General features: G+C 69.7%; 24 protein-coding genes and 1 tRNA gene. 12 read left to right on the forward strand and 13 right to left on the reverse strand.

Annotated elements, in window-relative coordinates:
• Positions 1 to 197: 197 nt before the first annotated feature.
• The gene (locus AC1RAD_RS15580; RefSeq protein WP_492735767.1) at positions 198 to 1,427 is read right to left on the reverse strand and encodes a CaiB/BaiF CoA transferase family protein; all 1,230 of its coding nucleotides are present in this window, start codon (positions 1,425 to 1,427) and stop codon (positions 198 to 200) included.
• Positions 1,428 to 1,431: 4 nt separating this feature from the next.
• Entirely contained in the window at positions 1,432 to 2,403 is a 972-nt protein-coding gene (locus AC1RAD_RS15585; protein ID WP_492735769.1) for a Bug family tripartite tricarboxylate transporter substrate binding protein, read from the reverse strand.
• 100 nt (positions 2,404 to 2,503) lie between these two features.
• On the opposite strand from AC1RAD_RS15585, the gene AC1RAD_RS15590 reads away from it, so the two are divergent.
• From AC1RAD_RS15590 to AC1RAD_RS15600, 3 genes are all read left to right on the forward strand, one after another.
• Entirely contained in the window at positions 2,504 to 3,403 is a 900-nt protein-coding gene (locus AC1RAD_RS15590; protein ID WP_095947530.1) for a LysR family transcriptional regulator, read from the forward strand.
• A gap of 68 nt (positions 3,404 to 3,471) precedes the next feature.
• Positions 3,472 to 3,915, forward strand: coding sequence for an SRPBCC family protein (locus AC1RAD_RS15595; protein WP_492735771.1), 444 nt, complete (start codon positions 3,472 to 3,474; stop codon positions 3,913 to 3,915).
• A gap of 48 nt (positions 3,916 to 3,963) precedes the next feature.
• Complete coding sequence (locus AC1RAD_RS15600; protein WP_390344476.1) at positions 3,964 to 4,791, forward strand: transglutaminase-like domain-containing protein; 828 nt, start codon at positions 3,964 to 3,966, stop codon at positions 4,789 to 4,791.
• Between the two features lie 32 nt (positions 4,792 to 4,823).
• On the opposite strand, the gene AC1RAD_RS15605 is transcribed toward AC1RAD_RS15600, so the two are convergent.
• Genes AC1RAD_RS15605 through AC1RAD_RS15615 form a run of 3 tightly spaced genes read right to left on the reverse strand, consistent with a single transcriptional unit; the run spans position 4,824 to position 10,860 of the window.
• Positions 4,824 to 8,234: an efflux transporter outer membrane subunit gene (locus AC1RAD_RS15605; protein WP_492735773.1), complete on the reverse strand. Its 3,411-nt coding sequence runs from the start codon at positions 8,232 to 8,234 to the stop codon at positions 4,824 to 4,826.
• Positions 8,222 to 9,550 carry a hypothetical protein gene (locus AC1RAD_RS15610; RefSeq protein ID WP_492735775.1) on the reverse strand — a complete coding sequence of 443 codons (1,329 nt, stop codon included), beginning with the start codon at positions 9,548 to 9,550 and terminating at the stop codon, positions 8,222 to 8,224. Before AC1RAD_RS15610 ends, AC1RAD_RS15605 begins: the two co-directional genes overlap by 13 nt.
• 32 nt (positions 9,551 to 9,582) lie before the next feature.
• The gene (locus AC1RAD_RS15615) at positions 9,583 to 10,860 is read right to left on the reverse strand and encodes an HlyD family secretion protein (protein ID WP_492735777.1); all 1,278 of its coding nucleotides are present in this window, start codon (positions 10,858 to 10,860) and stop codon (positions 9,583 to 9,585) included.
• A 678-nt stretch (positions 10,861 to 11,538) separates the two neighbouring features.
• Here AC1RAD_RS15615 and AC1RAD_RS15620 point away from each other — a divergent pair.
• From AC1RAD_RS15620 to AC1RAD_RS15630, 3 genes are all read left to right on the forward strand, one after another.
• Positions 11,539 to 11,964, forward strand: a complete 426-nt coding sequence (locus AC1RAD_RS15620; protein ID WP_062480639.1) for a CBS domain-containing protein — start codon at positions 11,539 to 11,541, stop codon at positions 11,962 to 11,964.
• Positions 11,965 to 12,034: 70 nt separating this feature from the next.
• On the forward strand, positions 12,035 to 12,619 hold the full coding sequence (locus AC1RAD_RS15625) for a BPSL1445 family SYLF domain-containing lipoprotein (RefSeq protein ID WP_095744962.1): 585 nt from the start codon (positions 12,035 to 12,037) through the stop codon (positions 12,617 to 12,619).
• A 61-nt stretch (positions 12,620 to 12,680) separates the two neighbouring features.
• On the forward strand, positions 12,681 to 13,136 hold the full coding sequence (locus tag AC1RAD_RS15630) for a nuclear transport factor 2 family protein (protein WP_492735779.1): 456 nt from the start codon (positions 12,681 to 12,683) through the stop codon (positions 13,134 to 13,136).
• A 29-nt stretch (positions 13,137 to 13,165) separates the two neighbouring features.
• Here the strand turns inward: AC1RAD_RS15630 and AC1RAD_RS15635 are convergent.
• The 6 genes from AC1RAD_RS15635 to AC1RAD_RS15660 all read right to left on the reverse strand — a co-directional run bounded on the left by AC1RAD_RS15635 (position 13,166) and on the right by AC1RAD_RS15660 (position 16,254).
• A tRNA-Gly gene (locus AC1RAD_RS15635) sits at positions 13,166 to 13,239 on the reverse strand.
• A gap of 46 nt (positions 13,240 to 13,285) precedes the next feature.
• Entirely contained in the window at positions 13,286 to 13,510 is a 225-nt protein-coding gene (locus tag AC1RAD_RS15640; protein WP_062472399.1) for a hypothetical protein, read from the reverse strand.
• A gap of 152 nt (positions 13,511 to 13,662) precedes the next feature.
• Complete coding sequence (locus AC1RAD_RS15645) at positions 13,663 to 13,938, reverse strand: hypothetical protein (RefSeq protein ID WP_492735781.1); 276 nt, start codon at positions 13,936 to 13,938, stop codon at positions 13,663 to 13,665.
• A 112-nt stretch (positions 13,939 to 14,050) separates the two neighbouring features.
• Complete coding sequence (locus tag AC1RAD_RS15650) at positions 14,051 to 14,827, reverse strand: alpha/beta hydrolase family protein (protein WP_159272163.1); 777 nt, start codon at positions 14,825 to 14,827, stop codon at positions 14,051 to 14,053.
• Entirely contained in the window at positions 14,811 to 15,986 is a 1,176-nt protein-coding gene (locus AC1RAD_RS15655; RefSeq protein ID WP_492735783.1) for a DUF3182 family protein, read from the reverse strand. Before AC1RAD_RS15655 ends, AC1RAD_RS15650 begins: the two co-directional genes overlap by 17 nt.
• 7 nt (positions 15,987 to 15,993) lie before the next feature.
• Positions 15,994 to 16,254: a hypothetical protein gene (locus tag AC1RAD_RS15660; protein ID WP_492735785.1), complete on the reverse strand. Its 261-nt coding sequence runs from the start codon at positions 16,252 to 16,254 to the stop codon at positions 15,994 to 15,996.
• Positions 16,255 to 16,499: 245 nt separating this feature from the next.
• On the opposite strand from AC1RAD_RS15660, the gene ligD reads away from it, so the two are divergent.
• Positions 16,500 to 19,028 carry a DNA ligase D gene (gene ligD / locus AC1RAD_RS15665; protein ID WP_492735787.1) on the forward strand — a complete coding sequence of 843 codons (2,529 nt, stop codon included), beginning with the start codon at positions 16,500 to 16,502 and terminating at the stop codon, positions 19,026 to 19,028.
• 15 nt (positions 19,029 to 19,043) lie between these two features.
• Positions 19,044 to 19,958 carry a non-homologous end joining protein Ku gene (gene ku / locus AC1RAD_RS15670; protein WP_095947520.1) on the forward strand — a complete coding sequence of 305 codons (915 nt, stop codon included), beginning with the start codon at positions 19,044 to 19,046 and terminating at the stop codon, positions 19,956 to 19,958.
• Positions 19,959 to 19,960: 2 nt separating this feature from the next.
• On the opposite strand, the gene AC1RAD_RS15675 is transcribed toward ku, so the two are convergent.
• The gene (locus tag AC1RAD_RS15675; RefSeq protein WP_492735789.1) at positions 19,961 to 20,869 is read right to left on the reverse strand and encodes a LysR family transcriptional regulator; all 909 of its coding nucleotides are present in this window, start codon (positions 20,867 to 20,869) and stop codon (positions 19,961 to 19,963) included.
• 110 nt (positions 20,870 to 20,979) lie between these two features.
• Here AC1RAD_RS15675 and AC1RAD_RS15680 point away from each other — a divergent pair, with 110 nt between their 5' ends.
• The 4 genes from AC1RAD_RS15680 to AC1RAD_RS15695 all read left to right on the forward strand — a co-directional run bounded on the left by AC1RAD_RS15680 (position 20,980) and on the right by AC1RAD_RS15695 (position 24,318).
• A complete protein-coding gene (locus AC1RAD_RS15680; protein ID WP_492735791.1) occupies positions 20,980 to 22,248 on the forward strand; it encodes an SGNH/GDSL hydrolase family protein in 1,269 nt (422 codons plus the stop codon).
• A 78-nt stretch (positions 22,249 to 22,326) separates the two neighbouring features.
• Positions 22,327 to 22,563 carry a hypothetical protein gene (locus AC1RAD_RS15685; protein WP_070059288.1) on the forward strand — a complete coding sequence of 79 codons (237 nt, stop codon included), beginning with the start codon at positions 22,327 to 22,329 and terminating at the stop codon, positions 22,561 to 22,563.
• A 36-nt stretch (positions 22,564 to 22,599) separates the two neighbouring features.
• Positions 22,600 to 23,223, forward strand: coding sequence for an RNA 2',3'-cyclic phosphodiesterase (thpR, locus tag AC1RAD_RS15690; RefSeq protein WP_492735793.1), 624 nt, complete (start codon positions 22,600 to 22,602; stop codon positions 23,221 to 23,223).
• 147 nt (positions 23,224 to 23,370) lie between these two features.
• Entirely contained in the window at positions 23,371 to 24,318 is a 948-nt protein-coding gene (locus AC1RAD_RS15695) for a phosphotransferase (protein WP_492735795.1), read from the forward strand.
• A gap of 19 nt (positions 24,319 to 24,337) precedes the next feature.
• Here the strand turns inward: AC1RAD_RS15695 and AC1RAD_RS15700 are convergent, their stop codons facing one another.
• Entirely contained in the window at positions 24,338 to 25,264 is a 927-nt protein-coding gene (locus AC1RAD_RS15700) for a hypothetical protein (protein ID WP_492735797.1), read from the reverse strand.
• Positions 25,265 to 25,327 lie beyond the last annotated feature (63 nt).

The following is a 25,327-nucleotide window of genomic DNA, read 5'->3' on the forward strand; positions in this document are numbered from 1 at the left end:
AATCCCGATGGGGACAATGTTGTGGAAAACCGTGTGCGCAGCGCGCGAAACCCTTGCCTGGCGGGGCCTGCAACACGGTGCCTGCGAAACAGGCAGCGACGCTGAAAAACCTGGAGAAATATTTTTCTCGGCGTTTTCGCCACACTTTCGGCGCTGAATCGGGACGCGCCGCAGCACCGGCGGGACCACCGTGGCGCTCAGTCCGAGGGCTCGCTCGCCGTGCCGTCGGCGAGCATGGCCGCGATGGTCGGCGCCTCCAGCCCGGCTTCGGCCAGGAGGCGGCGTGTGTCCGCGCCGCGACGCACGGGCGCGCGCAGCGAAGGCGTCAGCGGCTCGCTGGACGTGAAGCCGATGCTTGGCACCGGCACCCGCCGCGCGCCGTTCGGCAACGGCAGTTCCACGTGCGGCCAGTCGCGCGCCACTTGTGCCGCCGCCTGCGCGGGGCGCATCACCGGCGTGGCGGGCACGCCGTGGCGGGTCAGCAGCGCATCCCATTCGGCCGTGCTCCTTCCACCCAGTGCCTGCCCCAGCAGCGCCTGCGTGCGCGGCACATCACGCTGCTCGGCGGCTTCGTGCAGTGACGACAGCAGCGAGGCGTCCGTGCCGGTTTCGCGCAGCGCGTTCAGCAGCCCCCTTGCCTGGTCGGCCGCATTGCAGACGATGGCCAGCTGGCCGTCGGCCACCTCGAAGGTGCCCGACAGCGGGCTGCCGGAAAACGCGGTCGATGCGCTGCGCGGCATCTCCATGCCGCTGACCAGCGGCCCCGCGTAGGTGGGCGCCATCAGCGTGAGCGCCGCGCCCATCATCGACACCTGGAGCCATTCGCCGCGCACGCGCGCCTCGCCGTTCGGTCGGTCGCGCCGGTAGAGCGCGCTCATCACCGCCAGCGCCGCCTGCTGGCCCACGGCGTAGTCGACGAGCGGAAAACCCACCCGCTGCGGCTTGCCGTCGCGGTCGGCGTTGGCCGCCATGAGCCCGCTCGCGGCCTGGATCACGTGGTCGTAGGCGCGCCGGTCCGATGCAGGGCCGAAGCCGGTGATCGAGCAGACGACCAGCTGCGGATGGCGCGCGATCAGTTGCTGCGGATCGAAGCCGAGCGCCGCCAGCTTGCCGGGCCGGAAGTTCTCCAGCAGCACGTCCGCGCTGCCGATCAGTTCGGCCAGCGCCTGTTTGGCCCGCGGGTCGCGCGCATCGATGGCCAGCGAGCGCTTGCCCGCGCCCTGCGTCACGAAGGTCTCGCCCAGTCCGAGGGCGGTCAGTTCGGCATCCAGGCCCTTGGCGCGAATCATGTCGTCGCCGTCGGCGCGCTCGATGCGGATCACCTCGGCGCCGAGCAGGCCGAGCTGGTAGCCGGCGAAGGGGCCGGCCAGCACATGGGTCCAATCGATGACGCGCAAGCCGGCCAGGGGTGTGGGGGTCGATGTCATCGCGTCACTCCGGCTTGACGCCACTGTTCTTCACATAACGCGACCAGCGGGCGATCTCTTCCCTGGCGAAGCGGCGGCCCTCTTCCAGATTGAACGCCAGCGGCTGCGTTCCGCTGCTGGCGCGCAGTTGCACCGACTCGGGCGATGCCGACGATTTGCGGATGGCCGCATGCAGCGTCTCGACGATGGGCGCGGGGGTGCCCACGGGCACGAACACGGCGGTCCATCCGGTGATCTCGAAATCGGCAATGCCTTGTTCGCGGAACGTGCCGACATCGGGCGTGGCCGGATAGCGCCGCGCGGCGGCCACGGCCAGCGGCTTCAGCTTGTTCCCGTCGATGAAGACCTTGGCCACCGACGCGTCGGAGAACGCAAAGTCGATGTGCCCGCCGGCCAGGTCCGCCAGCGATTGCGGGTTCGACTTGTAGGGAACCGTGACGGCGTCGATGCCCGCCGACTTGCGAAAGATCTCGCAGGCCACCTGCGTCACCGCGTTGCCGCTGCCGCACCTGAGCGCGTTCGGATGGGCCTTGCCGTAGGCCATCAGGTCGGCCAGGCTGCGCCACTTGGCGTTGGCCGCGACGTACAGCGAGATCGGGCTGGTGCCCAGGCCCGCCACTATCTCGAACGACCCGGGTTCATAGCCGAGCCTGGCCGGGAAGAACGAGAAATTGACGGCGTTGGTCGTGGCCGAGCCGATCAGCAATGTGTACCCGTCGGGCTTCGCGCGCGCGGCCGCCGCCGTTCCCAGCGCACCGTTGGCGCCCTGCCTGTTGTCGACGATGACGGGCGTCTTCAGGATGTCCGTCAGGTCCTTGGCCAGCACGCGCGCGCCGATGTCGGTGCCGCTGCCCGCGGCGAACGGAACCACCAGCGTGATGGGGCGCGAAGGATAGGCCGCCTGTGCGCAGGCCGAGGCAGTCCCCAGGGCCCAGAAGGCGCACAGGGGGCCGAGGAAGAAAGAACTGCGAAGCATGATGGGTGTGTCTCCTGGTGGTGTCCGGGCTGAACGATAGGTTGCCGCCCGGCGCGCAGCAACCTACATTCCGTGGCGACCTTTTCCACTTTGGAAAACCATGAACTTGAACGACCTCCATCTGGCCGTGGTGATCGCGCGCGAAGGCGGGCTGAGCCATGCCTCGGCCTGCCTCGGCATTTCACCGGGCACCCTGAGCAAGGCCGTGACGCGGCTCGAGCGCGCCACCAAGGTCAAGCTGTTCGAACGGCTGGCCCGGGGCATGCGCCCCACCGAGCTGGGCCAGGCCTTCCTGAAGCGAGCGCAGCGCATCGACCTGGACGCCACCGACCTGCATGCGGAACTGCGCGACCTGCGGCAGGCGCGCGCGGGCGTACTGCGCTGCGGCGTCGGCGACGGCATTCCCGACCGCTGGGTGCTGCCGGTGGTGGCTGCGCTCATCGAGCGCGGGATCCGCGTGGACCTGTCGGGTGGCAACTCCGACTCGCTCACGCGGGCCGTCGCCATGGGCGAGCTGGAGTTCGCCCTGACCGGCCTGCACAAGAAACCGGCGGCCGCGCTGGCATGGGAAGGCCTGCGGGACGACCCGCTGCTGCCCATGGCGCCGATCGGCCATCCGCTGGCACGCACCCGGCGCGAGGTGGGCTGGGACCAGCTCGCGCAGGCGCGGTGGATCGTCATGGCGCCCGGCACCTCGACGCACACCGAGTTCGAAGCGAACTTCCGCGCGCACCGGCTCGACCCGCCCGAGCCGGTGGGCACCTCGCGTTCGTCCCAGCGCGAGCTGGCGTTGGTGCGCTCGCTGGGCGCCTTGATGCCGGTGCCGCGTTCGGTGCTGAAAGAGCCACCGGTCGCGGCGCAGTTCGTGCCGGTCAGCCCCGTCGGCGGATGGCGATCGACCCGCCGTGTGGGCATCGTGCGGCGCGCCGGCGGCTACCTCAGTCCCTCGGCGTCGCAGGCGATGGAGGCGCTGGAAGCCATCCTGCGCAAGGAGCGCTGACGACTGGAGGCGCAAGGCATGGTGCGCCGCGTGCGTTAGGCTCCACGATCCCTTCAACCCCTCCTCCCATGCACATCGAAGAACGCATCCACATCGCCGTCCCGCCCCGGGTCATCGACCGCATCTGGAGCGAGGTCGACCGATGGCACCTGTGGGACCCGGACACCAAGGAAGCTCGACTCGACGGCCCCTTCGCCGTGGGCACCAAGGGCCGGATCGTTCCGCAAAAAGGCATGGGCGTTCCGATGGTGGTCACGGAGCGCTCCGAGGGCCAGTCGTTCACCGCGCAGGGCTACATCCCCCTGTTCCGCATGCACTTCAAGCACACGGTGTCCGCAACGGACAGCGGCTCGGACGTGGTGCACCGCGTGTGGTTCACCGGCGCCCTGGCCTTCCTGTTCGGGCCGGGCGTCGCCAAGCAGGTTCGACAGGGGCTGCCCCGGACCATGCGGTCGCTGAAGGCCTATGCCGAGCAGCGCCACGCCACGTCGGGGTCCGGCGACGCCCCCTGAAAGCCGCCGCGCGCTGGCATCGCACCGCGAATTCCCGCACGCCCGCGAATGAAGGCGCATCATGGGCCGATGAACATCCAGCTCGGTTTCGAGATCGCCTACCAGTTTCCCCGGCCGACGCCGATGATCCTGGCCCTCAGCATTCACTACTCGCGCGCCTCGGACCTGCTGCGCCCGGACCATCTGCTCACGAAACCGGCCGTTCCCACCACCGCGTACCGTGACCTGTTCGGGAACTGGTGCACACGCCTGGTCGCCCCCGCGGGCCGCTTCGTGCTGAGCACGGACACCGTGGTCCACGACAGCGGCGCACCCGACATCGTCGTGCCCTCGGCGCCGCAGGTGCCGGTGGAGTACCTGCCCGAGTCCACCCTGCTCTACCTGCTGGGCAGCCGGTACTGCGAAACCGACCTGCTGTCCGACTTCGCCTGGCAGCGCTTCGGCAACGGCCCGACCGGCTGGGGCCGCGTGCAGGCGGTGTGCGACTTCGTGCACCAGCACATCGAGTTCGGCTACGAGCATGCGCGGCGCACCCGCTCGGCGTTCGAAGCCTTCAAGGAAGGGCAAGGCGTGTGCCGCGACTATGCGCACCTGGCCATCACGCTGTGCCGCTGCCTGAACATTCCGGCCCGCTATTGCAGCGGCTACCTCGGCGATGTCGGCACCCCGCCGCCGCACGGCACGATGGACTTCGCGGGCTGGTTCGAGGCCTTCCTGGGCGACCGCTGGTACACCTTCGACGCGCGCAACAACGTGCCCCGCATCGGCCGCGTGCTGATCGCGCAAGGGCGCGACGCCAGCGACGTCGCACTGTCCAACACCTTCGGGCCCAACGAACTGGATGGATTCAGGGTGTGGTGCGACGAGGTGCAGTGAACTGAATCGCCGCTCTTCACCGACGCCCCGCGCTACGCGCTGCCCCAGCCCCCGCCCAGGGCCTTGTACAGGTTCACGGTGTTCACCGCCGCCTTGAGCTGCAGTTCGATCAGCTGCTGCTGCCCGGTGTAGAGCTCGCGCTGCGCGTCCTGGCTGGAGAAGTAGTCTTCCATGCCGCTGCGAAAACGCGTGCGCGAGATGCCAGCCACTTTCTCGAGCACCTGCACGCGCGCCTGCTGCGCCTCCAGCTGCGGTTGCAGGTGGTCGCTGGCGATCAGCGCGTGGGCCACCTCGCGAAAGGCGACCTGCGCCGCCGACTCGTACCCGGCCATCGCGGCGACCAGCCGCTCCTCGCTGGCGCTCACGTTGGCCGACCGGCGGCCCCAGTCGAAGATCGGCAGCGACACGCCCAGCACGCCGGCCCAGCTGCTGTTGCCGCTGCTGAGCAGGGTCGACAGCTCCTTGCTCACACCGCCGGCCAGCGCCGTGAGCGAAATGGTCGGCAGCATCGCGGCCTTGGCCGCGCCCACGCCGGCGTTGGCGGCCTCGACGCGCGCATAGGCCGCGAGCAGATCGGGCCGGCGCTGCAGCAGGCTGGACGGCAGGCCGGCCGCGACCTGCGCGGTGGAACGCTCGGGCCAGGGCCGCGCGCTGCCCGTCTCGGGCGGCACGGGGCGCCCGACCAGCACGTTGAGCCACTGCAGGTCCTGCGCGACACGCATGCGGTATTCCTCCTGCCGCACGCGCGCGGTCTGCAGCAGCGACTGCACGCGGTACACGTCGAGCTGCGCGGCGCCGCCCACGGCGCGGGCGCGACCGATCGTGTCGGCATTGGCGTTCAGCGCGGCCTCGTTGGACTCGGCCAGCGCGAGCAAGGCGCGGTCGGCGCGCAGCGTGAGGTAGGCGTTCGACACCTCGCCCACGAGGTTCATGCGCGCGGCGGCGTGGTCCTTGTCGCCGGCCTCGGCGAGCGCGCCGCTTTGTTGCGCGGTGCTTTGCTGCCGGCCGAAGAAATCCAGCTCGTACGACATCACGCCAGCCTGGACGTCGAAGCTGTTGGACACGCGCCCGTCCGACGGCAGGTTGCCGACCGGGCTGAGCGAGCCCTGCGGCGTGGTCTGCGCGCGCTGGGCATGCGCCGACAGGCCCAGCGCCGGGAACAGCGAAGCGCGGTTGCCCGCATAGTTCGCGCGCGCCTCGCGGGCCTTCGCGGCATAGGCGCGCAGGTCGCGGTTCTGTTCGAGCGCGATGGCGATCAGGCCGCGCAGTTCCTCGTCCTGTACGAAGCTGCGCCAGTCCACGGGCTGCGCGCCCGGCGCCGTGGTGCCCGCCGGCCATTGCGAGGGCACCGACAGGTCGGGGTCCTTGAGCGGCGGCGTGAGGTTGCACCCGGTCGTCACGAGCACGATGCACACCGCCAGCACCGCGAAGAGCAGGCGCAGCGACAGGCGCGCGAAGCCCGCGCCCGGTGCGCGCATGCCCGCGCTCGCGAACAGCGCCGACGCCGCCTGCCAGGGCCGCACCTGCACGGCCACGTGGCTCGGCGGCACGTTGAAGACATGGCGCACGAGGTCTTCGCGCTGCGCCTCGGTGGCGGCGAACTTCAGCTCGGCGCCCGCCCTGCCGCGCGCGGCAAGGTGGGCCGGCAGCCAGCCCACCGGCTCGACATGCACCTCCAGCGGCTGCCCGACGCGCAGGCGCTTGAGCGGCCCCCGGCCTTCGAGCAGCGCGCCGTCGGCCGCGATGTTGACGAAGCGCGACTCGCCCTCGCCCGCCGCCGTGCGCACCCGTGCCCGCGCACGCCAGGGAAAGCGCTCTTCCTGCTGCGGGCGCGGCAGGTCGACGCAGGCCATGAGCGCGCTCAGGCACAGCACCAGCGCGATGCCGGTCCACACGAGGTTGAGCTGGTCGCCCGGCGTGAGCGCCTCGCCGCCCAGGGCCGCCATCGCGGCCGCGCCCTGCAGCGCGACGAGCAGGCCGCCGAAGACGGCCACCAGCTTCCAGTGCACCACGGTGCGCGAGCGGTCCAGCCCCTTGGCCGTCACCTTGAACGGATGGCCGAAGGGCTTCAGCATCGCGCGCGCCAGCGTGCCGCTCACGGCCATCGCCGCCACCAGCTGGCTCACCTCGCTGAACACGGGCAGGCAGCGGCGCTGGCTGACCCAGTAGCTGTAGGCCCAGAACATCACGAGCGACGGCAGGCCGTAGGCCGCAAAGGCCTGCGGCGTGGCATGGAAAGCCGAGACGCCGGCATACCAGTACAGCGCCGGCGCCAGCAGCACCAGCACCATGAAGGGCTTGCCCAGCCAGTGCAGCAGCCCGTGCAGGAAGTGCATCCGCGCCGACAGGCTGTAGCCCGGGCCGCGCAGGGGCCCGTCGGGCAGCAGCGCGAGCTGCACGGTGCCCAGGCACCAGCGGCTGCGCTGGTTGATGTAGTCGATGATGCTCTCGGCCGACAGCCCGTTGGACAGCCGCTCGCCCAGCCAGCGCGTGATGCGGCCGTGGCGCAGCAGCAGGTAGGTGGTGTGGATGTCTTCGCACACGCTGCCCACCGGGAACCCGCCGGCCTCGGTGATCGCGTCGCGCCGCACGATGAACGAGGTGCCCACGCAGAACGCCGAATCGACCGCGTCCTTGGCGGGCTGCAGCACGTCGAAGAACACGCGCTGCTCGTCGACCCAGCTGTCGGTGGCGCGCAGGTTGTGCTGGATGGGGTCGGCGTTGTAATAGAACTGCGGCGTCTGCACCAGCCCCACGCGGCGGTCCTCGAACAGGCCGAGCATGCGGTAGACGATCTGGCGCTGCGGCGCGAAGTCGGCGTCGAGCACGAGGATGAACGGCGCGTCGGTCACGCCCGCGGACAGGCGCATGCCGTTGTTGAGATTGCCGGCCTTGGCATTGCGGTTGTCGGGCCGCCGCGCGTAGTGCACGCCGCGGCGCTCGCAGTACTCGCGCAGCCAGTCGCGCCGCGTGTCGTCGAGCACCCAGACGTTCAGCCGCGGGTAGTCGATGGCCTGCGCGGCGATGATGGTTTTCTCGAGCACGGCCAGCTCTTCGTTGTAGGTGCAGATGAAGACATCGACGGCCGGCACCTCCTCGCCACGCGCATGGCGTTCGCGCAATGCGGCCTCGCCCCGGTCGGCCTGCGCGCGGTTGTCGCGGCGCCGCATGAGCATGTGGATCGACATCAGCGTGTAGACGATGGCCGTGAGCTCGAAGCCCAGGAACACCCAGGCGAACAGGGTTTCGAAGCCCAGGTCCGAGGGCGGCATGGTGGCCACGATGCGCCAGACGGCGTAGCGCAGCAGCAGCAGCGCCGTGAGCGCGCCGAACAGCATGCGGTGGGTGATGCGCTCGACCCTGGCCCAGGTCATGAGGAGCAAGGCGAGCCCCCCGACCAGGGCGTTGAGCTGGAATTCCGGTGTGGCGATCAGGCTGGACATGAGGGGACTTCCGATGCGGCGGTCTTGCCGGTGAAGGGGTTGAAACCCGTGGCGGCCAGGGCGATCCAGGCGGTCGCGCCCAGATGCGGCCAGCGGTAGTAGAAGAAATCGGCACCGGTCGAATCGGGGCCGATAGCCAGGCCGGTGGCGATGCGCGCGCCCGGCGTGGCGTAGTACAGGCCGTTGCCGGCGCGCTGCGAAGCGAGCAGCTGCCACAGCGCCTCGGGCGCCGCGCCCTTGCGGGCCACCAGCGTGGCGGCCGCCTGCGCGCTGCCTTCGGTCCAGATGCCGTCGGGCTCGCGCGAGAAGCCGTAGCCCGCGCCGACGCGGTGGTGCTTCTCGACCCAGTCGAGGCTGCGCACCCAGGCGCAGGAGCCCTCGGGCGCCGCGAGCAAAGGCCACAGCTGCGCATCGAGGCCCGAGCCTTCGGTGGAGACAGTGGCGCCATCTTCCTTGGTGCCGATGTGAAAGCGCTGCTCCGACGGGTTCCACATGCGGCCCACGAAGTCGAGCGCGGTGCGCGCCTGCCTTTGCTCCGCCGCGTCGGGCTGGCCGTCGGCGCGCACGGCCCGTGCGGCCCACGCCGCCGCCACGGCAATGTCCAGGTTGTGCTCGGTCGACTTCCAGGTCTGCGCGCGCTGCGCGTTGTCCCAGCCGTGGCGCCCGCCGTTGTAGCCGTCGGGGCCGTTCCGGGCGCGCGTGTTCTGCTCCGTCCAGGCCAGCAGCCGGCGCGCGGTCGCCAGGTAGGCGGGCGTGGGTTCGGCCTGGTGCAGGTTCAGCAACAGCAGCGCGGCCCAGGCCACATTGCCGGTGGCGGTGCTGACCTGGTAGGCGTCGGCGATCCACTGCTTGCGCCCCGCGTCCCAGCGGCCGGGCAGCGCGGGCTTTTCCTCGGTGACCGGGCCGGCGCGGTAGGCGTTGCGCACGCGCCCGTCGGGCATGGTCTGGTCGTGCGCCACGGCCCGCACCACGGCGTCGCCGATGCGCCGGGCGGCGGCGCGCTCGCCGCACGCCAGCAGTGCGATGCCGGCCAGCGCGTTGTCGTAGGTGAAGCCGGCGCCCGCCAGCGCGGGCTCGAACGGCGGCTCGCCCTGTGCATTCGCCGGGCGGTAGCTGGTCAGGAACAGCGGTCCCGACGTCGCGCCACCCTGGTCGTGCGCGACGGCACGGCGCAGCCCGTCGCAGCTCTCGCGCGCAAGGGCCTTTTGCGTGGCGCCGGGTGAAGGCGAAGGCGCGGCAGCAGCAGCGATGCCGGCGAGCGCCATCGATGCGGCGGCGCACCGTGCCACGGCACGGAAAGAGAAAGGGATCGACATGGCGTTCTCGGTGGGCTGCGCGACATGCTTTCTCACGCCTTGGCGAGGCTGGCCGAGACCACCTTGCCCGGCACGCACAGGGTCTGGCGGCTGCCGTCTTCCGAGGGCGGCGGTTCGGGCGCCTCGATGCGTGCCACCGCATAGATCGAGCCCTGCTCGGCAAAGGGGAAGGGCACGCTGTACGTGCTCTGCAGCGCGTCGGAAGCCACGGGCAGCAGCTGCTCGACGCGCGCCTGCACGTCGACGTTCTGCGCCACCTTCACGTCGAGCTTGGAGCCGACGCTCAGCCGCTTGGCCAGCCGCGCGGGAAACACGGCGACGACGCCGATCCGGCTGCAGTCGGTCACGCGCACCAGCGAGGAGCCCGCCGTGACATACGCGCCCTCGGGCGCCAGCACCGTGTGCACCATGCCGGGCTGGCTCGCCTTGACCTCGTAGGCGGCGAGCTTGTCGACGCGGCGGCGCTCTTCGTCCTCGAGCTGCGTGATCTGCGCGAGCTGCTTGACGATCGCGGTGCCGTCCTGGCGCGCGCGGTCGCTGCTGTTGCGCAGCGCTTCGCGCCGGCTCGCGAGCGTCTGGAACAGGCTGTTGCCGCTGGTGCCCACGAAGGCGCCCTGCCCCGCGCTCGCCACCGTCTGCGCCTGTCCCGCGAAGGCCTGCTCGGCCACCGCTGCATTGGCACGCGCGGTGCTCAGCTGGGCCTCGGACGCGTTCATCACCTGTTCGCTGATGGCGCCTTCTTTGAGCAGCGCTTCGTTGGTGCGCACCTTGTTCTCCTGCTCGGCCACCACGCTGTGCGCCACGTCGCGCTGGCGCTGTGCGATCTCCCAGGCGTCCCAGGTCTGCGCCAGCGAGGCCTGGCGGGTCACCTGCGCCTGCTGGCCGATGGAGCGCATCTCCTGGCTGTCGGACTTGTACTGGTTGCCCAGCTGCGACAGCTGGCTCTGCAGGGCCAGGCGCTGCGTGGTCAGCGTGGTGAGGATCTCCTGGCTGACGGTCGGGTTGCGCACCGTGGCCACCAGCGTGCCGGGCGCCACCGCATCGCGCGTGCGCACCGCCATCTGCGTCACCTCGCCATTGATCGGCGACGTGACGATGCCGACCGGGGCCTGCAACACGGCGCGCGTGGCCTGCGAGGACAGGAGTGGCTCGACCAGCGTGGCCACCATCAGCCACAACACGAAGGCCAGCAGCGCATAGGCCGCCAGCTTGGGAACGAAGGCGCCCCGCTGGCGCCGGGCACTTCCGGCACCCGGGGCGCGCGGTCGGCCCGGTTCCGACGGAAAAGGAATGGGTCTGGACACTCGCATAACCACCTCTTGGAAACATCGACGGCATGCCGGCGAACGGCATGCCGTCTGGTGAAGAAAGAGACTCGAATCAACCTCCCGACCCCTCGGTCCGCGCCTCGATTTGTCGTGCTGCGGTGCAATAAAGGTACGCCCAAAGCGCGGCCGACCCTGCTTCCGGGAGAAACAAGATGTGCGAACTTCACATCTACTTTTCGGCCGCGAACCGGGCGAAGTCCTACATAGGTGTTGCGGCGGTGGGGGTTGACACGGGCTGGGCGTGTCGGCACGCGCGGAACAGCGCGTGATCGCGTTTGTCTCGAAGGCCCACGGGCATCGCACGGGGCAAGGTCCGATGAAGCGGCCCGCCGCGCGCGCGGCATCGAGAACGCGGCTTCGGCGTCGCGTTCAACAGGCCGTAACGATATTGCCGCGATTGGTCACAGCCGCCGCGGGGGCGATGTGGCGGGCACGCATCAGCGACGGTCATCAACCCCGGCGAGCCCCATGCCCTTCGCGACATGGGGCTGCGGCATGCGCGCGTTCTTCCTTTGCACCACCGGCTTTTCGGCGGTTGTCCTACACCTTGGGCCGCGCAGAAGACTAGACCTGTAGCTGCGCCGGCTCAGCGCCGTGCGCACCCCTTTTCCTGCCATGAACCACGGCCGCCCAACTTACTTTTTCTTCAAAGGATTCCAGATGCGAAAAGTCAACGCTGTGATGACCCGCGATGTCGAGGTCATCAGTCCCGACGCCACCCTCGCGGAGGCCGCCAGGCGCATGCGCGACGGCGACTTCGGGATGATGCCGGTGGGCGAGAACGACCGCATGATCGGCGCGATCTCGGACCGCGACATTGCCGTGCGCGGCATCGCCGAAGGACACGACGGCAACGCCAAGGTGCGCGACGTCATGTCGGACGGCATCCGCTGGGCCTACGAGGACGACGCCGTCGATCATGCGGCGCAGCTCATGGCCGAGCACCAGATCCGGCGCCTGCCCATCGTCAACCGCGACAAGCGGCTGGTGGGCATCCTGGCGCTGGCCGATGTCGCGGTGAAGGAGCCCAAGGTCAAGCCGGCCGCCGAGGCGCTGTGTGGCATCTCGCAACCCGTCGAGGCCTGAGAAGGTCTGACCAGGCGAGGTCCTTCACCCCGATTCACTGTCCCTTCCCTTTCTTCCTGGAGGACTTGCCATGCACGTCGCACCTTTCCACCTGCTTGCAGCCGCCGCCATCGCGGCGAGCCTCGCCGTGACCGGTTGCACGGTCACCCGCCCCAGCGGCGCAGCGAACGACATCCCGGCCTCGTCGGCATCGGCCATCGACGCCCAGGTCGACGCATCGCTGGCCCGGCTCTATGACACCGTCGCCGGTTCGCGCGCGCTCGTCGCTGGCGCGCAGGGCGTGCTGGTGTTCCCGTCCGTGGTGGGCGGAAGCTTCGGCATCGGCGCCGACTATGGCCGCGGTGCCCTGCGCAGCGGCGGCCGCACGCAGAGCTACTACAGCACGACCGCCGGCTCCATCGGCTTCCAGGCCGGTGCGCAGTCGAAGGCCGTGTTCTACGTGTTCACCTCCAGGGAGGCGCTGGACAAGTTCCGCCAGAGCCGGGGCTGGACGGTGGGCGTCGACGCGACGGTGGCGCTGGCACGCTACGGTGCCAACGGCGTCGTCGACAGCAGCACCTTCCGGCAACCCGTGGTCGCTTTCGTGATGACCAATGTGGGCCTGGAGGCGGGTGCGTCGGTGCAGGGTGCGAAGGTCACCGAAATTCGACCTTGATACGGGCATGACATGACGGGCATCCGGTCGGAAACGCCATCAACAAGGAGTGCCCGCCATCATGCTCAACGGAGCCGAAGCCCACCCGATCCAATCCGCGACGCGCGCGTTGTTCGACCGCTATGAGCGGGAATTCAATGCAGGGCTGACCGGCGAAGTCGACCTCGAAGCCGTGGCGGCGCTGTACGCCGCGTGCTTCATTGCCGCTTCGCCCGCCGGCGTCTTCACGGGCAAGAACGATGAAGAACTCAGGAGCGTGTCCGCGAAGGGGTTCCAGCATTACCGCGACACCGGTGTGCAGCGGATGACCGTGCGCAACCTGGACATCTCGGCCATCGACGATTTGCACGGGCTCGCCCGCGTGGCGTGGAGAGCGATCTACAAGGTCGAGGGCGCGCAGAAGGTGATCGACTTCACCAATGTCTATCTGGTGCGGCTCGAGGGCGGCATCGCGAAGGTGTTCGGCTGGATCACCGGCGATGAGGCCGAGGTGCTGCGGCAGCACGGCATCGGTTGAGAGGCTGCCGGGCGCCGAGGAATGTTGGCTGGAGCGGGTGAAGGGAATCGAACCCTCGTATGAAGCTTGGGAAGCTGCCGTTCTACCATTGAACTACACCCGCAGCAGGCGCGGATTCTAACGTCAGTTCACTCGCACACGGCGCACGCTCAGGTCTGCAGCGCATCCCTTCGCAACCGCAGCGCCGCACGCCCTTGCGGCGTGATGAGCAGGACGACGGCGACGCGCGGGCCCGTGCCGCTGGCGGCCGGTGGCAGCACGGCTTCGATGAGGTGCGCGGCGACCAGCATCGTCGCGCAGTGGATGTCGGCTTCGTCGCGGACCGCCATCGGGAACGACGCGTCTTCGATGCGCTCCAGAAAGTCCATGGGCATGGGAAGGCTCCTGAGGAAACGAGGCGCAGTCTAGGTCGTTGCGCCCCCGAAATGCGGGTCCAGATAGGTCGCTTTTGTAACCAAATCGACAGGTCGCACGGTGCGAGCGCCGTGCGAGAACTTTCGCCCGACAGCGCCTCGCCACCCGCGTCTCAGCGCGGTGCATGCATCCGCCCGAAATCGCCGCAGGCCAGCACGATGGGCCCGCGCGGATCGGCCCGGAAGCGCGCCACGGCCGCCGCCGAAATCACGTCGAAATGCCGCTTGCAGGCATGCAGCGTGTGCTCGCCGATTTCCTTTGCGCCGAGCGCATCGTGCAGCACGTCTTGCGAAATCTGCGCCAGCACGCGCGCGCCGTCGGGACCGTCGGGGTACACGGCGAAACGCACCGTGGCCGTATCGAAGCAGTAGATGCCTTCGAAGTCCATCTCTTTGTCTCCGTCACCATGGGGTCAGTATTCGGCGCGCGCAACGCGACGCGTGGTGATGGACTGGCGCGCATGTTCGGGAAGGAAGCGGCCTACAGCCTCGGCGCGTGCCTCAGGCCGAGCCGCTAGACACCGGCCTGGTGAGCGTCGACGTCGCCTTGGCGCCCAGCGTCATCTCGGTGATCCACGACACGAGCAGCGCGCCATAGGCCTGGCGCGATTCCAGGCGCGACAGCGCGTGGTCCGCGCCGGACAAGGTGCGGTAGGTCGCCGAGCGCACGCGCTTGAAGGCGGCGAGGTAGTTCTCGATAACGGGGTGCGGCACGGTCTGGTCGTCTTCCGATTCGACGATGAGCACGTCGCCGGCGAAGGCCGCGCAGGCCGCGAGCGCGCGGTTGTCGTCGGGCCCGACGAGCGTACGGCGGTAGGCCACGAGGTCGGAGCGGCTCAGCAGGCCCTTGGGCGTGTCCCACTCGCCGTCGCGGTACAGCGCGGGCGCGCGCAGCGCGAGCCAGCGCACGGGCCGCATCGCGCTCACGAGCGCGGCCAGGTAGCCGCCGTAGCTGCTGCCGACGATGGCGACGGCCGCGGGGTCGACGGTCGGGTGGCCCACCAGCGCGTCGTAGGCGGCGAGCACGTCGCGCAGGTTGTCTTCGCGCGTCACCTGCTGGCGCAGCCCTTCATGGCGCGCATGGCCGCGCAGGTCGAAGGTCAGGCAGACGCAGCCGAGCGCGGCGATCTCCTGCGCGCGCTTGAGGTACTGCTCCTGGCTGCCGTCCCAGCCGTGCACCAGCAGCACGCCCGGCACCATGCTGGACGCAGCGAACAGCGTGCCCTCGATGTGATGGCCGTCCACGGGAATGTCGATGGAACTATGGCGTGTCGGCATGCGGGGTGGTGGTGTTTTCGATCACCGTGTATTTGCACAGCGGCCCGGTCTCGGGGTCGTTGCCCTGGTAGGCCACGATGGCGCCGGCGGGCACGCGGGCGGCCTCGCCGTACACCTCGAAGCAGGACGCGTGCACGCGCTGGCACGCCGGGTCCTGGTGGAAGGCTTCGAGCGCCGCGATCTCCGCGCCCGTGGCGCCACCGACGCGCCACGACTGCTCCAGCACGCCCGAGCGCCAGTCGCCCTGGCCGTCGAGTCCTTGCGCCACGTCGTAGTTCACGCGCGAGGCGAAGAAGCCGGGGTAGCAATCGATCACCGCGCGGTGGTAACGCCGGGCCTGCTCGATCGCGCGGCGCAGCGGCGGCGGCGGATCGACGCGGGCCAGCAGTGCGTCGAAGTCGCCGCGCACCAGCAGCAGGTCGGAGCCGCCGTAGACCTCCTGCCCGGCGTTGTCGCGCGTGAGGCGCTGCTCGCCGCAGTAGCTGACGAGGCGCTGCGCCACGATCAGCTGCCCGACGCTGTAGGTCAGGGGTTGTTCCAGATTGGTTTCGAGCACGAGGCCTTCGGTGGCGATCGCGCGGTCGTCCATCGCATCGAGACAGTGCTCGAGCGCATCGATGCCGTCGACCACCTGCTGGCCGCGCCCGCCGGTCGCCGTCACGGGCTTCAGGCGCACGCGGCCGATGTCGAGCAGCGCCCTCCCCGCAACGCGCGCCTCGTCCAAGCTGAAGCAGGTGAAGCCGGGCAAGGCGGCATCGGCGATCTCCACCGCGATGCGCGCCGACCAGCCCAGGGGCCGCACGGCGTCGGGGCCGATGAGCGGATGGCTGATCGCCTTGGTGGCGACGAAGGCATGCGGCACCACACCGCCGAAGAGGTCGTCCACGCCGGCGATGCCCATGGCGCGCGCCTGGTGCGGATCGGTGAGCGTGTCGCTCGGCACGAAGTAGAGCGGGTCCGGCCCCGGCTGGCTGGCGTCGTAGGCGCCCGCGAACGCCCAGCCCTGGAGCGCCGCCAGGCGCTGCGCAACGTTGGCGCGCGTGGCGTGCTCGTGTTCGCTGCAGTAGCCCTGCGGACGCACGTCCCAGGTGACGACGCGGCGCGTGGCCGGGCCGGTGGCGGGTTCCGGGGCCATGACGGTGTTCAGGCGCAGGTCCATCGGGGCCTCAGGCGTCGGCCTTCTTGTCCTTGTCCGCATCGCCCGATGGCAGCTTGACCTTCGTGACGGTGACCGACACCGGGTCGCTCGCCGGAAAGGACTCTTCCACGCCGCTGTCGAGCGCTTCTTCGCTGGACGGTTGCTCGGTCGGCTTGGCGGCCTCGGTGGGTGGCTTGCCGTGGTTCTCGGACGTGGGAAACGGAAACTTCTCCGGCGGGTTCTTGTCCGGGCTCGCCGGCTTCGGGTCGGGGGTCTGCTTCGAAGTCATGGGGTCTCCTTGGTGCGATGCACACGGGCTCACATGGCTGCCTCCTCCGGGTTGGCGGCTGCAGTGCCTTCATGTTCTGCGGATCGCGCGGCGCGCCGGTCGGAGGGCACAGCGCCTGCGCGTGGGACCCGTCTGGCACCCGCCTGACCGTTGCCCCGTCCTCGCGCGCGCGTGCGGCCTTGGCCCACACGAAGACCGGACACCTGGCCGATGCGGCGCGGCCCGAATGCGGGCACACAGAGGGCATGGCCCGTTCCGACACGCCCCTCGCAACCTACCAGGCGAAGCGCGACTTCGCCGTCACCGACGAACCCGCCGAAGGCGGCAAGGCCCGGCCGCACGCGCCCGCGTTCGTGATCCAGAAGCACGCGGCGCGGCGGCTGCACTACGACTTCCGGCTGGAACTCGACGGCGTGCTGGTGTCATGGGCCGTGCCCAAGGGGCCGAGCCTCGACCCCGCGCACAAGCGCATGGCCGTGCATGTGGAAGACCACCCACTGTCGTACGCCGGCTTCGAGGGCACGATTCCCGAAGGCCACTACGGCGCGGGCGACGTCATCGTGTGGGACCACGGCACCTGGGAGCCCGTGGGCGATCCGCGCAAGGGCCTGGCCGCGGGCAAGCTCGCGTTCCGGCTGCACGGCCAGAAGCTCGAAGGGCTGTGGGAGCTCGTCAGGATCGCCAAGGGCGGCGAGCGGCAGGAGCCCTGGCTGCTGTTCAAGAAGCGCGATGCCTTCGCGCGTTCGCATGCCGAGTACGACGTGGTGTCCGCGCTGCCCGACAGCGTGGCCGGGGCGGGCAAGACCGCCAAGGCCAAGGCCGCGCCCGCCTTGCCCGCAACGGGCGCGGTGAAGGCACGCCTGCCCGCCAGACTTTCACCGCAGCTCGCGACGCTCGCCACCGGCGTGCCCGAAGGCGCGCCCGGCGACTGGATCTTCGAGATCAAGTTCGACGGCTACCGCCTCATGGCGCGCATCGGCAACGGCAAGGCGCGCCTGCTCACGCGCGGCGGCCACGACTGGAGTGCGAAGCTGCCGAAGCTGGTGGCCGAGCTGGAGCGCCTGGGCATCGGCAACGCCTGGCTCGACGGCGAGATCGTCGTGCCCGACCAGAACGGCACGCCCGACTTCAACGCACTGCAGAACGCACTCGACCGCGAACGCGCCGACCCCATCGTGATGTTCCTGTTCGACGTGCCCTTCTTCGAGGGCTTCGACCTGCGCCACACGCCGCTCGCCGAACGCCGCCGCCTGCTCAGGCAGCTGATGGACGCGCGTGCCACGCGCCGCCTGCGCTTCAGCAGCGACTTCGAGGCCGATGTCGACTCGATCCTGCAATCAGCCTGCCGCATGAACCTCGAGGGCGTGATCGCCAAGCGCGCCGACGCGCCGTATGTCTCGCGCCGCAGCGACACCTGGCTCAAGCTCAAGTGCATCCGGCGCCAGGAGTTCGTGGTGTGCGGCTACACGCTGCGCACCGACAGCCCGACGCGCATCGGCAGCCTGATGCTGGGCGTGCACGCGAAGAACGGCCAGCTGGTGTCGGTCGGCGGCGTCGGCACCGGCTGGAACGACCGCGAGGCGCGCGACATCCGCCGCCAGCTCGCCGCGCTGGACACCGACCACGCGCCATTCACCGGCGGCGAGGCCAAGCCCGGCCGCCGCCGGCCGGGCGGCACGCGGCACTGGGTGAAGCCCAGGCTCGTGGCCGAGGTGCGCTTCGCCGCATGGACGCCGGACGGGCAGGTCCGCCACGCGTCCTTCGTGGCGATGCGCGACGACAAGCCGGCGTCGGAGATCGTGCATGAAGAGCCCCGTGACATCGCACTTGTCCCTCGCGAAAAAGGCATGAAGGCCATGAAGACCTCATCGAAGAAATCCGCCTCCACCGTCGGCGGCGTCGCCGTGAGCCACGGCGAGCGCGTGATCGATGCGGCTTCGGGCCGCACCAAGCTCGACCTCGTGCGCTACTACGAATCGGTGGCCGACGACATGCTGCCGCACCTGAAGGGCCGCCCCTGCGCGCTGGTGCGTGGGCCGCAGGGCGTGGGCGGCGAAATCTTCTTCCAGAAGCATGCCGAGAAGGTCCACATCGGCGGCGTGAAGCAGCTCGACCCGGCCCTGTGGCCCGGTCACCCGTCGATGCTCGAGGTCGGCACGCGCGAGGCCTTGCTGAACGCGGCGCAGTTCAACGTGATCGAGTTCCACACCTCGAACGCGACCTCGACGCACTTCGACCGGCCCAACCGCATGATCTTCGACCTCGACCCGGGCGAAGGCACGCCGTGGCCGCATGTACAGGAAGGCGCGCTGCTGATGCGCACGCTGCTCACCGAGCTGGGCCTGGTGTCATGGCTCAAGACCAGCGGCGGCAAGGGCCTGCACGTGGTCGTGCCGCTGCGCATGCATTACGACAACGACACGGTGAAGGCCTTCTCGCGCGCCATCGTGCAGCACATGGCCCACGTGATCCCGTCGAAGTTCGTGGCCAAGAGCGGGCCGTCGAACCGCGTCGGCAAGCTCTTTGCCGATTACCTGCGCAACGGCGTGGGCGCGACCACGGTGGCGGCCTACTCGGCGCGCGCGCGGCCCGGCATGGGCGTGTCGATGCCGGTGAGTTGGGACGACCTCGGCAGCCTGAAAAGTGGCGCGCACTGGACCATCGCCACCGCGCGCGAGCACCTGTCGTTCCAGTCCGAAGACCCCTGGGCCGACTACTGGACCACGCGCCAGCCGCTGGGCGAGGCGATGAAGCGGCTCGGCTTCAAGAAATAACCAAGGAGACACACCATGGCCACGAGAACCCTCTGGAAAGGCGCCATCACCTTCGGGCTGGTCCACATCCCCGTGGGCCTGCACACCGCCAGCACCGAACAGGGCATCGACTTCGACTGGCTCGACAAGCGCAGCATGGACCCCGTGGGCTACAAGCGCATCAACAAGCGCACGGGCAAGGAGATCGCGCGCGAGCAGATCGTGAAGGGCTTCGAGTACGAAGACGGCAAGTACGTCGTGATCTCGCCCAAGGAGATCGAGGCCGTCTACCCGCGCACCACGCAGACCATCGAGATCCAGCGCTTTCTCGACGTCGGCGAGATTCCCTTCGTGTACCTGGAGCGCCCCTACTACCTCGCGCCGATCAACAAGGGCCAGAAGGTCTACGCGCTGCTGCGCGAGGTGCTGGTGAAGACCGGCAAGGTCGGCCTGGCCAAGGTGGTGATCGCGACCAAGCAGCACCTGGCGCTGCTGATTCCCTTCGGCAAGGTGCTGGTGCTCAACCTGCTGCGCTGGGGCGACGAGATCAAGGACGCCGACGGGCTCGACCTGCCGGCCGCCGGCATCAAGGGCGCGAAGCTGTCGGCCGCCGAGATGAAGATGGCCGAGCAACTGGTCGGCGACATGTCGGGTCCGTGGAACCCCGACGAATTCAAGGACGAGTTCAAGCACGCCGTGATGAAGATCGTCGAGAAGAAGGTCAAGGCGGGCGACACGGAGACGGTGGTGCAGCCGGAAGAAGAAGCACCTGAGGGCGGCGCCGAGGTGATCGACCTGACCGAGCTGCTCGCGCGCAGCCTGCGCAGCGGCAAGCGCACGCCGCCTGCGGCGAAGAAGCGTGCGGCGAAATCGACGGCTTCTGCACGCAAGACCGCGCACAAGCCTGCGGCGGCCAAGCGCGCGAAGAGCGTGGCCCGCAAGGCGGCTTAGGCTTAACGCCGCGGCGCTTTCGACGCGCCCGGCAGCGCCGCCACGCGCTGCGCCAGGAAGTCGACCAGCACCTGCACGCGCAGTGGCAGCTGCCGGCGCGGCGCATAGAGCAGGTGCAGCTCCTGCGCCGGCCCCGTGTGCCGCGCGAGCACGCGCACCAGCCGCCCCTGGGCGAGCAGGTCCGCCACCATCCAGGTGGGTTGCAGCGACACGCCCGCGCCGGCGAGCACGCTGTCGAGCAACGCCACGGCGTTGTTGACGCGGTAGCGGCTGCGCACCGGCACGGTCACCGCGCCGTCAGGGCCCGTGAGCAGCACGCCGTCGTCGCCCGCCGCATAGCGCAGGTAGTCGTGCGCCAGCAGGTCCTGCGGCGTGCGCGGCTTGCCGCGTGCGGCCACGTAGTCCGGCGAGGCGACGAGCACGCGCGGCCAGCTTCCGAGGTGGCGCGCGACGAGGTCGGGCGGCAGCGCGCCGCCGACGCGCAGCGAGACGTCGATGCGCTCTTCGCGCGGATCGACGAAGCGGTCGTCGAGCACCAGCTCCAGTTCGATGTCGGGGTACAGCCGCAGGAACTCGACCGCCATCGCGTTGAGATGCCGCTGCCCCAGCGTGACCGGCGCGCTCACGCGCAGCAGGCCGCGCGGCTGCTGCACCTGCGCACGCGCATCGGCCACGGCGTCGCCGTAGTCCTCGAGCATGCGGCGCGCGCGTTCGTGAAAGCGCTGGCCCTCCTCCGTGAGGCTCAGGCCCGTGGCCGCGCGCCGCAGCAGCCGCACGCCCAGCGAACGCTCCAGCCCCGCGACGAGCTTGCTCACGGTGGGCTGCGTGGTGTCGAGCGCGCGGGCCGCGCCCGAGAGGCTGCCGAGTTCGACGCTGTGCACGAAGGCGGAGAGTGCGCGAAGGGTGTCCATGGGGTCATTCGAATCAGGAATGCGATGCATGCCATTCTGCCTCCTACCCCTCGCGATTCGAATAGAAGAAAGTTCGTCCATCGACACTTCTTTCACCTGAGGACATTCACATGACCGCTTCGCGACTCACCTCCCTCCTGCGCCAGGGCGCGCTCGCCCTTTCCCTCGCGGGCGCCGCCACCGTCTCCGTTGCAGCGCCCACCCACTGGAGCCCCAGCTGGATGGCCGCCACCCAGCCGCTGTGGGACCCAAGCTTCGTTCTGCCCGTCGGCATTCCCGCCCGCTTCGAGCGGCAGACGCTGCGCCAGGTGGCGCGCCTGAGCATCGGCGGCACGCGGCTGCGCGTGGTGATCAGCAACGAAGGCGGCACCACGCCGCTGCACATCGGCGCGGCGCGCGTGGCCCGCCATGCGAGCGGCTCGGCGGTCGTCGAAGGCAGCGACCGCGTGCTGCGCTTCGGCGGCCGCAGCGACGTGACGCTGCCGCCCGGCGCGCGCCTCGTGAGCGACCCGGTCGACCTGCCGCTGCCCGCGCTGAGCGAGGTGGCCGTGTCGCTGTACCTGCCGGAGTCCAGCCAGCCCGCGGGCTTTCACTTCGATGCGCGGCAGACGCTGTACATCGCCGACGGCGACCTGAGCGCCACTGCGCGACTGCCGGCCGCCGCCACATCGTGGAGCACGCGCGTCTACGTGAGCGGGCTGATCGTCGAGACGCCGCAAGCGCCCGTCACCGTCGTCGCGCTGGGCGACTCGATCACCGACGGCAACGGCTCGACGCCCGGCGCCCACACGCGCTGGCCCGACGCGCTGGCCGAACGGCTCGCGCCGCGCGGCGTGGGCTTGCTCAACGCCGGCATCTCGGGCGGCCGGCTGCTGAAGGACGGCATGGGCCGCGCGGCGCTCGAACGCGCGGGCCGCGACGTGTTCGCGCAGCCCGGCGTGCGCGCGATGGTCGTGCTGTTGGGCACCAACGACATCGGCTGGCCCGGTGGTCCCTTTGCGCCGCAGGAACCCGCGGTGCGCGCCGAGGCGGTGATCCAGGGCTTTCGCCAGTTGATCGAGATGGCCCATGCCCACAACGTGCGCGTCGTGGGCGCCACCATTCCGCCGAACGAGCGCGCGCTCGAAGGCACGCCGCTGGCCGGCCACCACTCGCCCGAGAAAGACAAGGTGCGCCAAGCCATCAACCGCTGGATCCGCGAAAGCGGTGCCTTCGATGCGGTGGTCGATGTCGACGCACTGCTGCGCGACCCGGCCCGGCCGACACGGCTGAAGGCCGCCATGGATTCGGGCGACCACCTGCATCCCGGCGACGCCGGCTACCGGGCGATGGCGGCGGCCATCGACCTCGACGCCCTGCTCGGCAACGATCTTCGATAGACTGCAAATATACTGTACATAAATACAGTCTTTTCTCTAGAATGGATCGTCTCCAAGAACAACATTCGAGGCGACGCCATGACCACCGCCAACCCGCCTGCGCCCTCGGCGCAGGTGCTTTTTTTCTCCTCGCGACAGCATCCGTTGCAGTCGCGTTCGCGCACCACCGGCAAGACAGGCCGGATTTCGAACTGGCCCTTCCGCGTGACGCGGGAGCACGGCCACGACGACAGCAACGAACAGGATGACATCCGCGTTCAGGCGGCGCGCGTCATCCGGACGACGGCCGCGCACTGGTGGCCGCCGGAGCCCTGAACCGCCTTTTCATCCTTCTTCCCCCGGAGAACTGCAATGGACGACTTCCACCGTGGCGATGCGTTTGCGAACGGGCCCGAACCCGACTGGGACTCCCCCGCTTTCGAGAGGCAACGCCACCTTCTCATCGCGCTGTTTCCCGAGCCCGAGGTGCAAGCGGCGATCGAAGCGCACCGCAAGGAATGGATCTGGCCCAAGGGCCACTACTTTCCTCGCAGCCCGCGACTGCACCTGACGCTCCACTGCTTCGGCGACCAGCCCAAGGAGGTCGAGAAACGCCTGCGCGAAGCGCTCGCCCAGGTTCGGGTGCGGCCCATGAGCCTCGTGCTGGACAGCTCGCGCACATGGCGCAACGACATCGCGGTGCTGCAGCCCGCCGAGCACGGCGCCTTGCGCACCCTGCATGCGGACATCGGCCGTGCCGTCCAGAAGGCGGGCATCGTCACGGAAACGCCGACGTTCACACCGCACATCACCATCGCCCGCCGCACCGAGGGCGCGGCCTACCCGATGCGCCTGCCGCCGATCCCGTGGCGCGTGAGGAAATTCCTGCTCGTGCGCTCGTTCACTTCGCATCCCGTCGAGCACAAAGTGCTGGCCACCTACGAGGCCGACGAAGAAGACAAAGAAGACAAAGAAGACAAAGAAGACGCCGTCTGACAACGGCGGGCCGGCTTTCGTGGCCTTATCGGGTGAGACAATTTTCGGCGCCCATCGAACCCACGCCACGCCCGCCGCATGCTGACACCACCCGATATCGCCCCCGACGCCGTTCAAGCGTGTCTCGCCGAAACCTACGACCTGCAAGTGACACGCGCCGAATTCCTCCCGCTGGGCGCCGACGTCGATTCGGCCGCGTTCCGCATCGAGGCATCGGACGGCCGCACGTACTTCCTCAAGCTGCGCCGAGGCGGCTTCACACCCGCCGTGGTCGACGTGCCGGCCGTGCTGCACCACACCTGTGACATCGACGCCGTGATGGCCCCGCTGCTCACGCGCACGCGGCGGCTCAGCGTGCAGGACCATGGTTTCGACTGGGCGCTCTATCCGTTCTTCGACGGCGCCGACGGCTTCACACGCGCACCGACCAACCGGCAATGGACCTTGCTCGGCACCGCGCTGAACGCCATCCACCGCACCGAACTGCCCGAATCGCTGCTCGCCAACCTTCCGCGCGAAAGCTATTCGCACCACTGGCGCGAAGGCGTGCGCCGCTACCAGCGCCGCTTCATCAACGGCGTGGCGGGCGACGATCTGGTCAAGCGCTTCCTCGCCTTCTGGGACGCGCACGACGAAGAGATCGATTCGATCGTCTACCGCAGCGAACAGCTTGCCTCGATCCTGCTCGAGAAGTCGCTGCCGCAGGTGCTGTGCCATGCCGACCTGCACGCGGGCAACGTGCTGCTGGGCGACAACGACCGCCTGTGCATCGTCGACTGGGACACGCTGATCCTCGCGCCGAAGGAGCGCGACCTGATGTTCATCGGCGGCGGGGTCGGCGGCGTGTGGAACCAGCCGCGCGAAGAAGCGCTGTTCTTCCAGGGCTACGGCACGAGGGAGGCGGTCGACACACTCGCCCTCGCCTACTACCGCCACGAACGCATCGTGCGCGACCTGCTCGAGTTCTGCGACCAGATGTTCGACCCGCAGGCCAGCCGCGAAGACCGCGAGGAAGGCCTGCGCCAGATGGCGAGCCAGTTCGATCCGGGCAACGTGGTCGCCGTCGCGCACCGCGACTACGACGCCATCACCTGAAGCACCTGCAGGGCGCCGCTCAGATCAGCAGGTCCTGCGCGTCGTCCTCGAAGCCCGCCACGGGCTGCGCCTTGGCCAGCGCCAGCCACACCGAAAAAGGAATGCGCTCGAAGGCGCGGAGCACCGCGGCGCGCGCCACCACGAGGCGCTCGCCCTCGAGCACCATCACGCCGCATTCAGCCGGAATCTCGTCGGGCGACGCGATGCAGCGGCCCTTGGCGTCGTTGCCCAGCACGTACCAGCACTCGCCGCCCAGGTCGAGATAAGCCGCGCGCTTGTCGGGCTTGCGCAGGTCGCCCAGCAGGTCGGCGCGGCTGACCTTCACCTCGTGCACGATCGGGTGCGCATAGGCCTCGACGCTGGTGTTGCGGATCGAGAAGACGTCGGGCCGCGCCATGCACCAGCGCGGCTTGCCACCCTCCTCCAGCGGCGGCAGCCGGGCGCGCAGGCCCAGGCCGCGCCAGGCGATGCGGCCGCCGCGCGTCATCTCGCGCGCCACGCGCTCCACCAGCGCCTCGTGCGGCGACAGCGCCGCGCGGTTGACCGTGAGCGTGGTGGCGATGCGTGCAATGCCCGCGTCGGTCACGCGCAGCGTCTCGTGGCCCAGCGCGCCGCGCACGCGTTCAAGAAAACCGCCCGCGAGCAGTTCGACCTCGATGGTGTCGCAGCAGGGCCAGCCGGCCGAACGGTAGATCTCGCGCAGGCGCCGTGCGTGCGGCTTGCCGAAGGGCACGGCCGTCTGCAGGGGCGGCGGGTCGGTCACCGGCGGCGGAAAATCGGGGTCCGTCACCGGGGGCACGACCGGCGGCGGATCGCCTTCGGGCGGCAGCACGGGCGGCGGCGGTGGCGGCATGGGCACATCGGGCGCGGGCGGCGGCGGGCCGATCGGCGTGGCGACGACCTCATCGGCAAGGGCAAATCCGGCGGTTGCGGCGAGTGCGGACATGGGAGGAACAGGTTAGCGAAAAGTGAGGGGCGGCGCGAGGCATGGAACGATCGGTTGCATTCG

The organism is Variovorax sp. GW823-FHT04B03 (assembly GCF_058796495.1).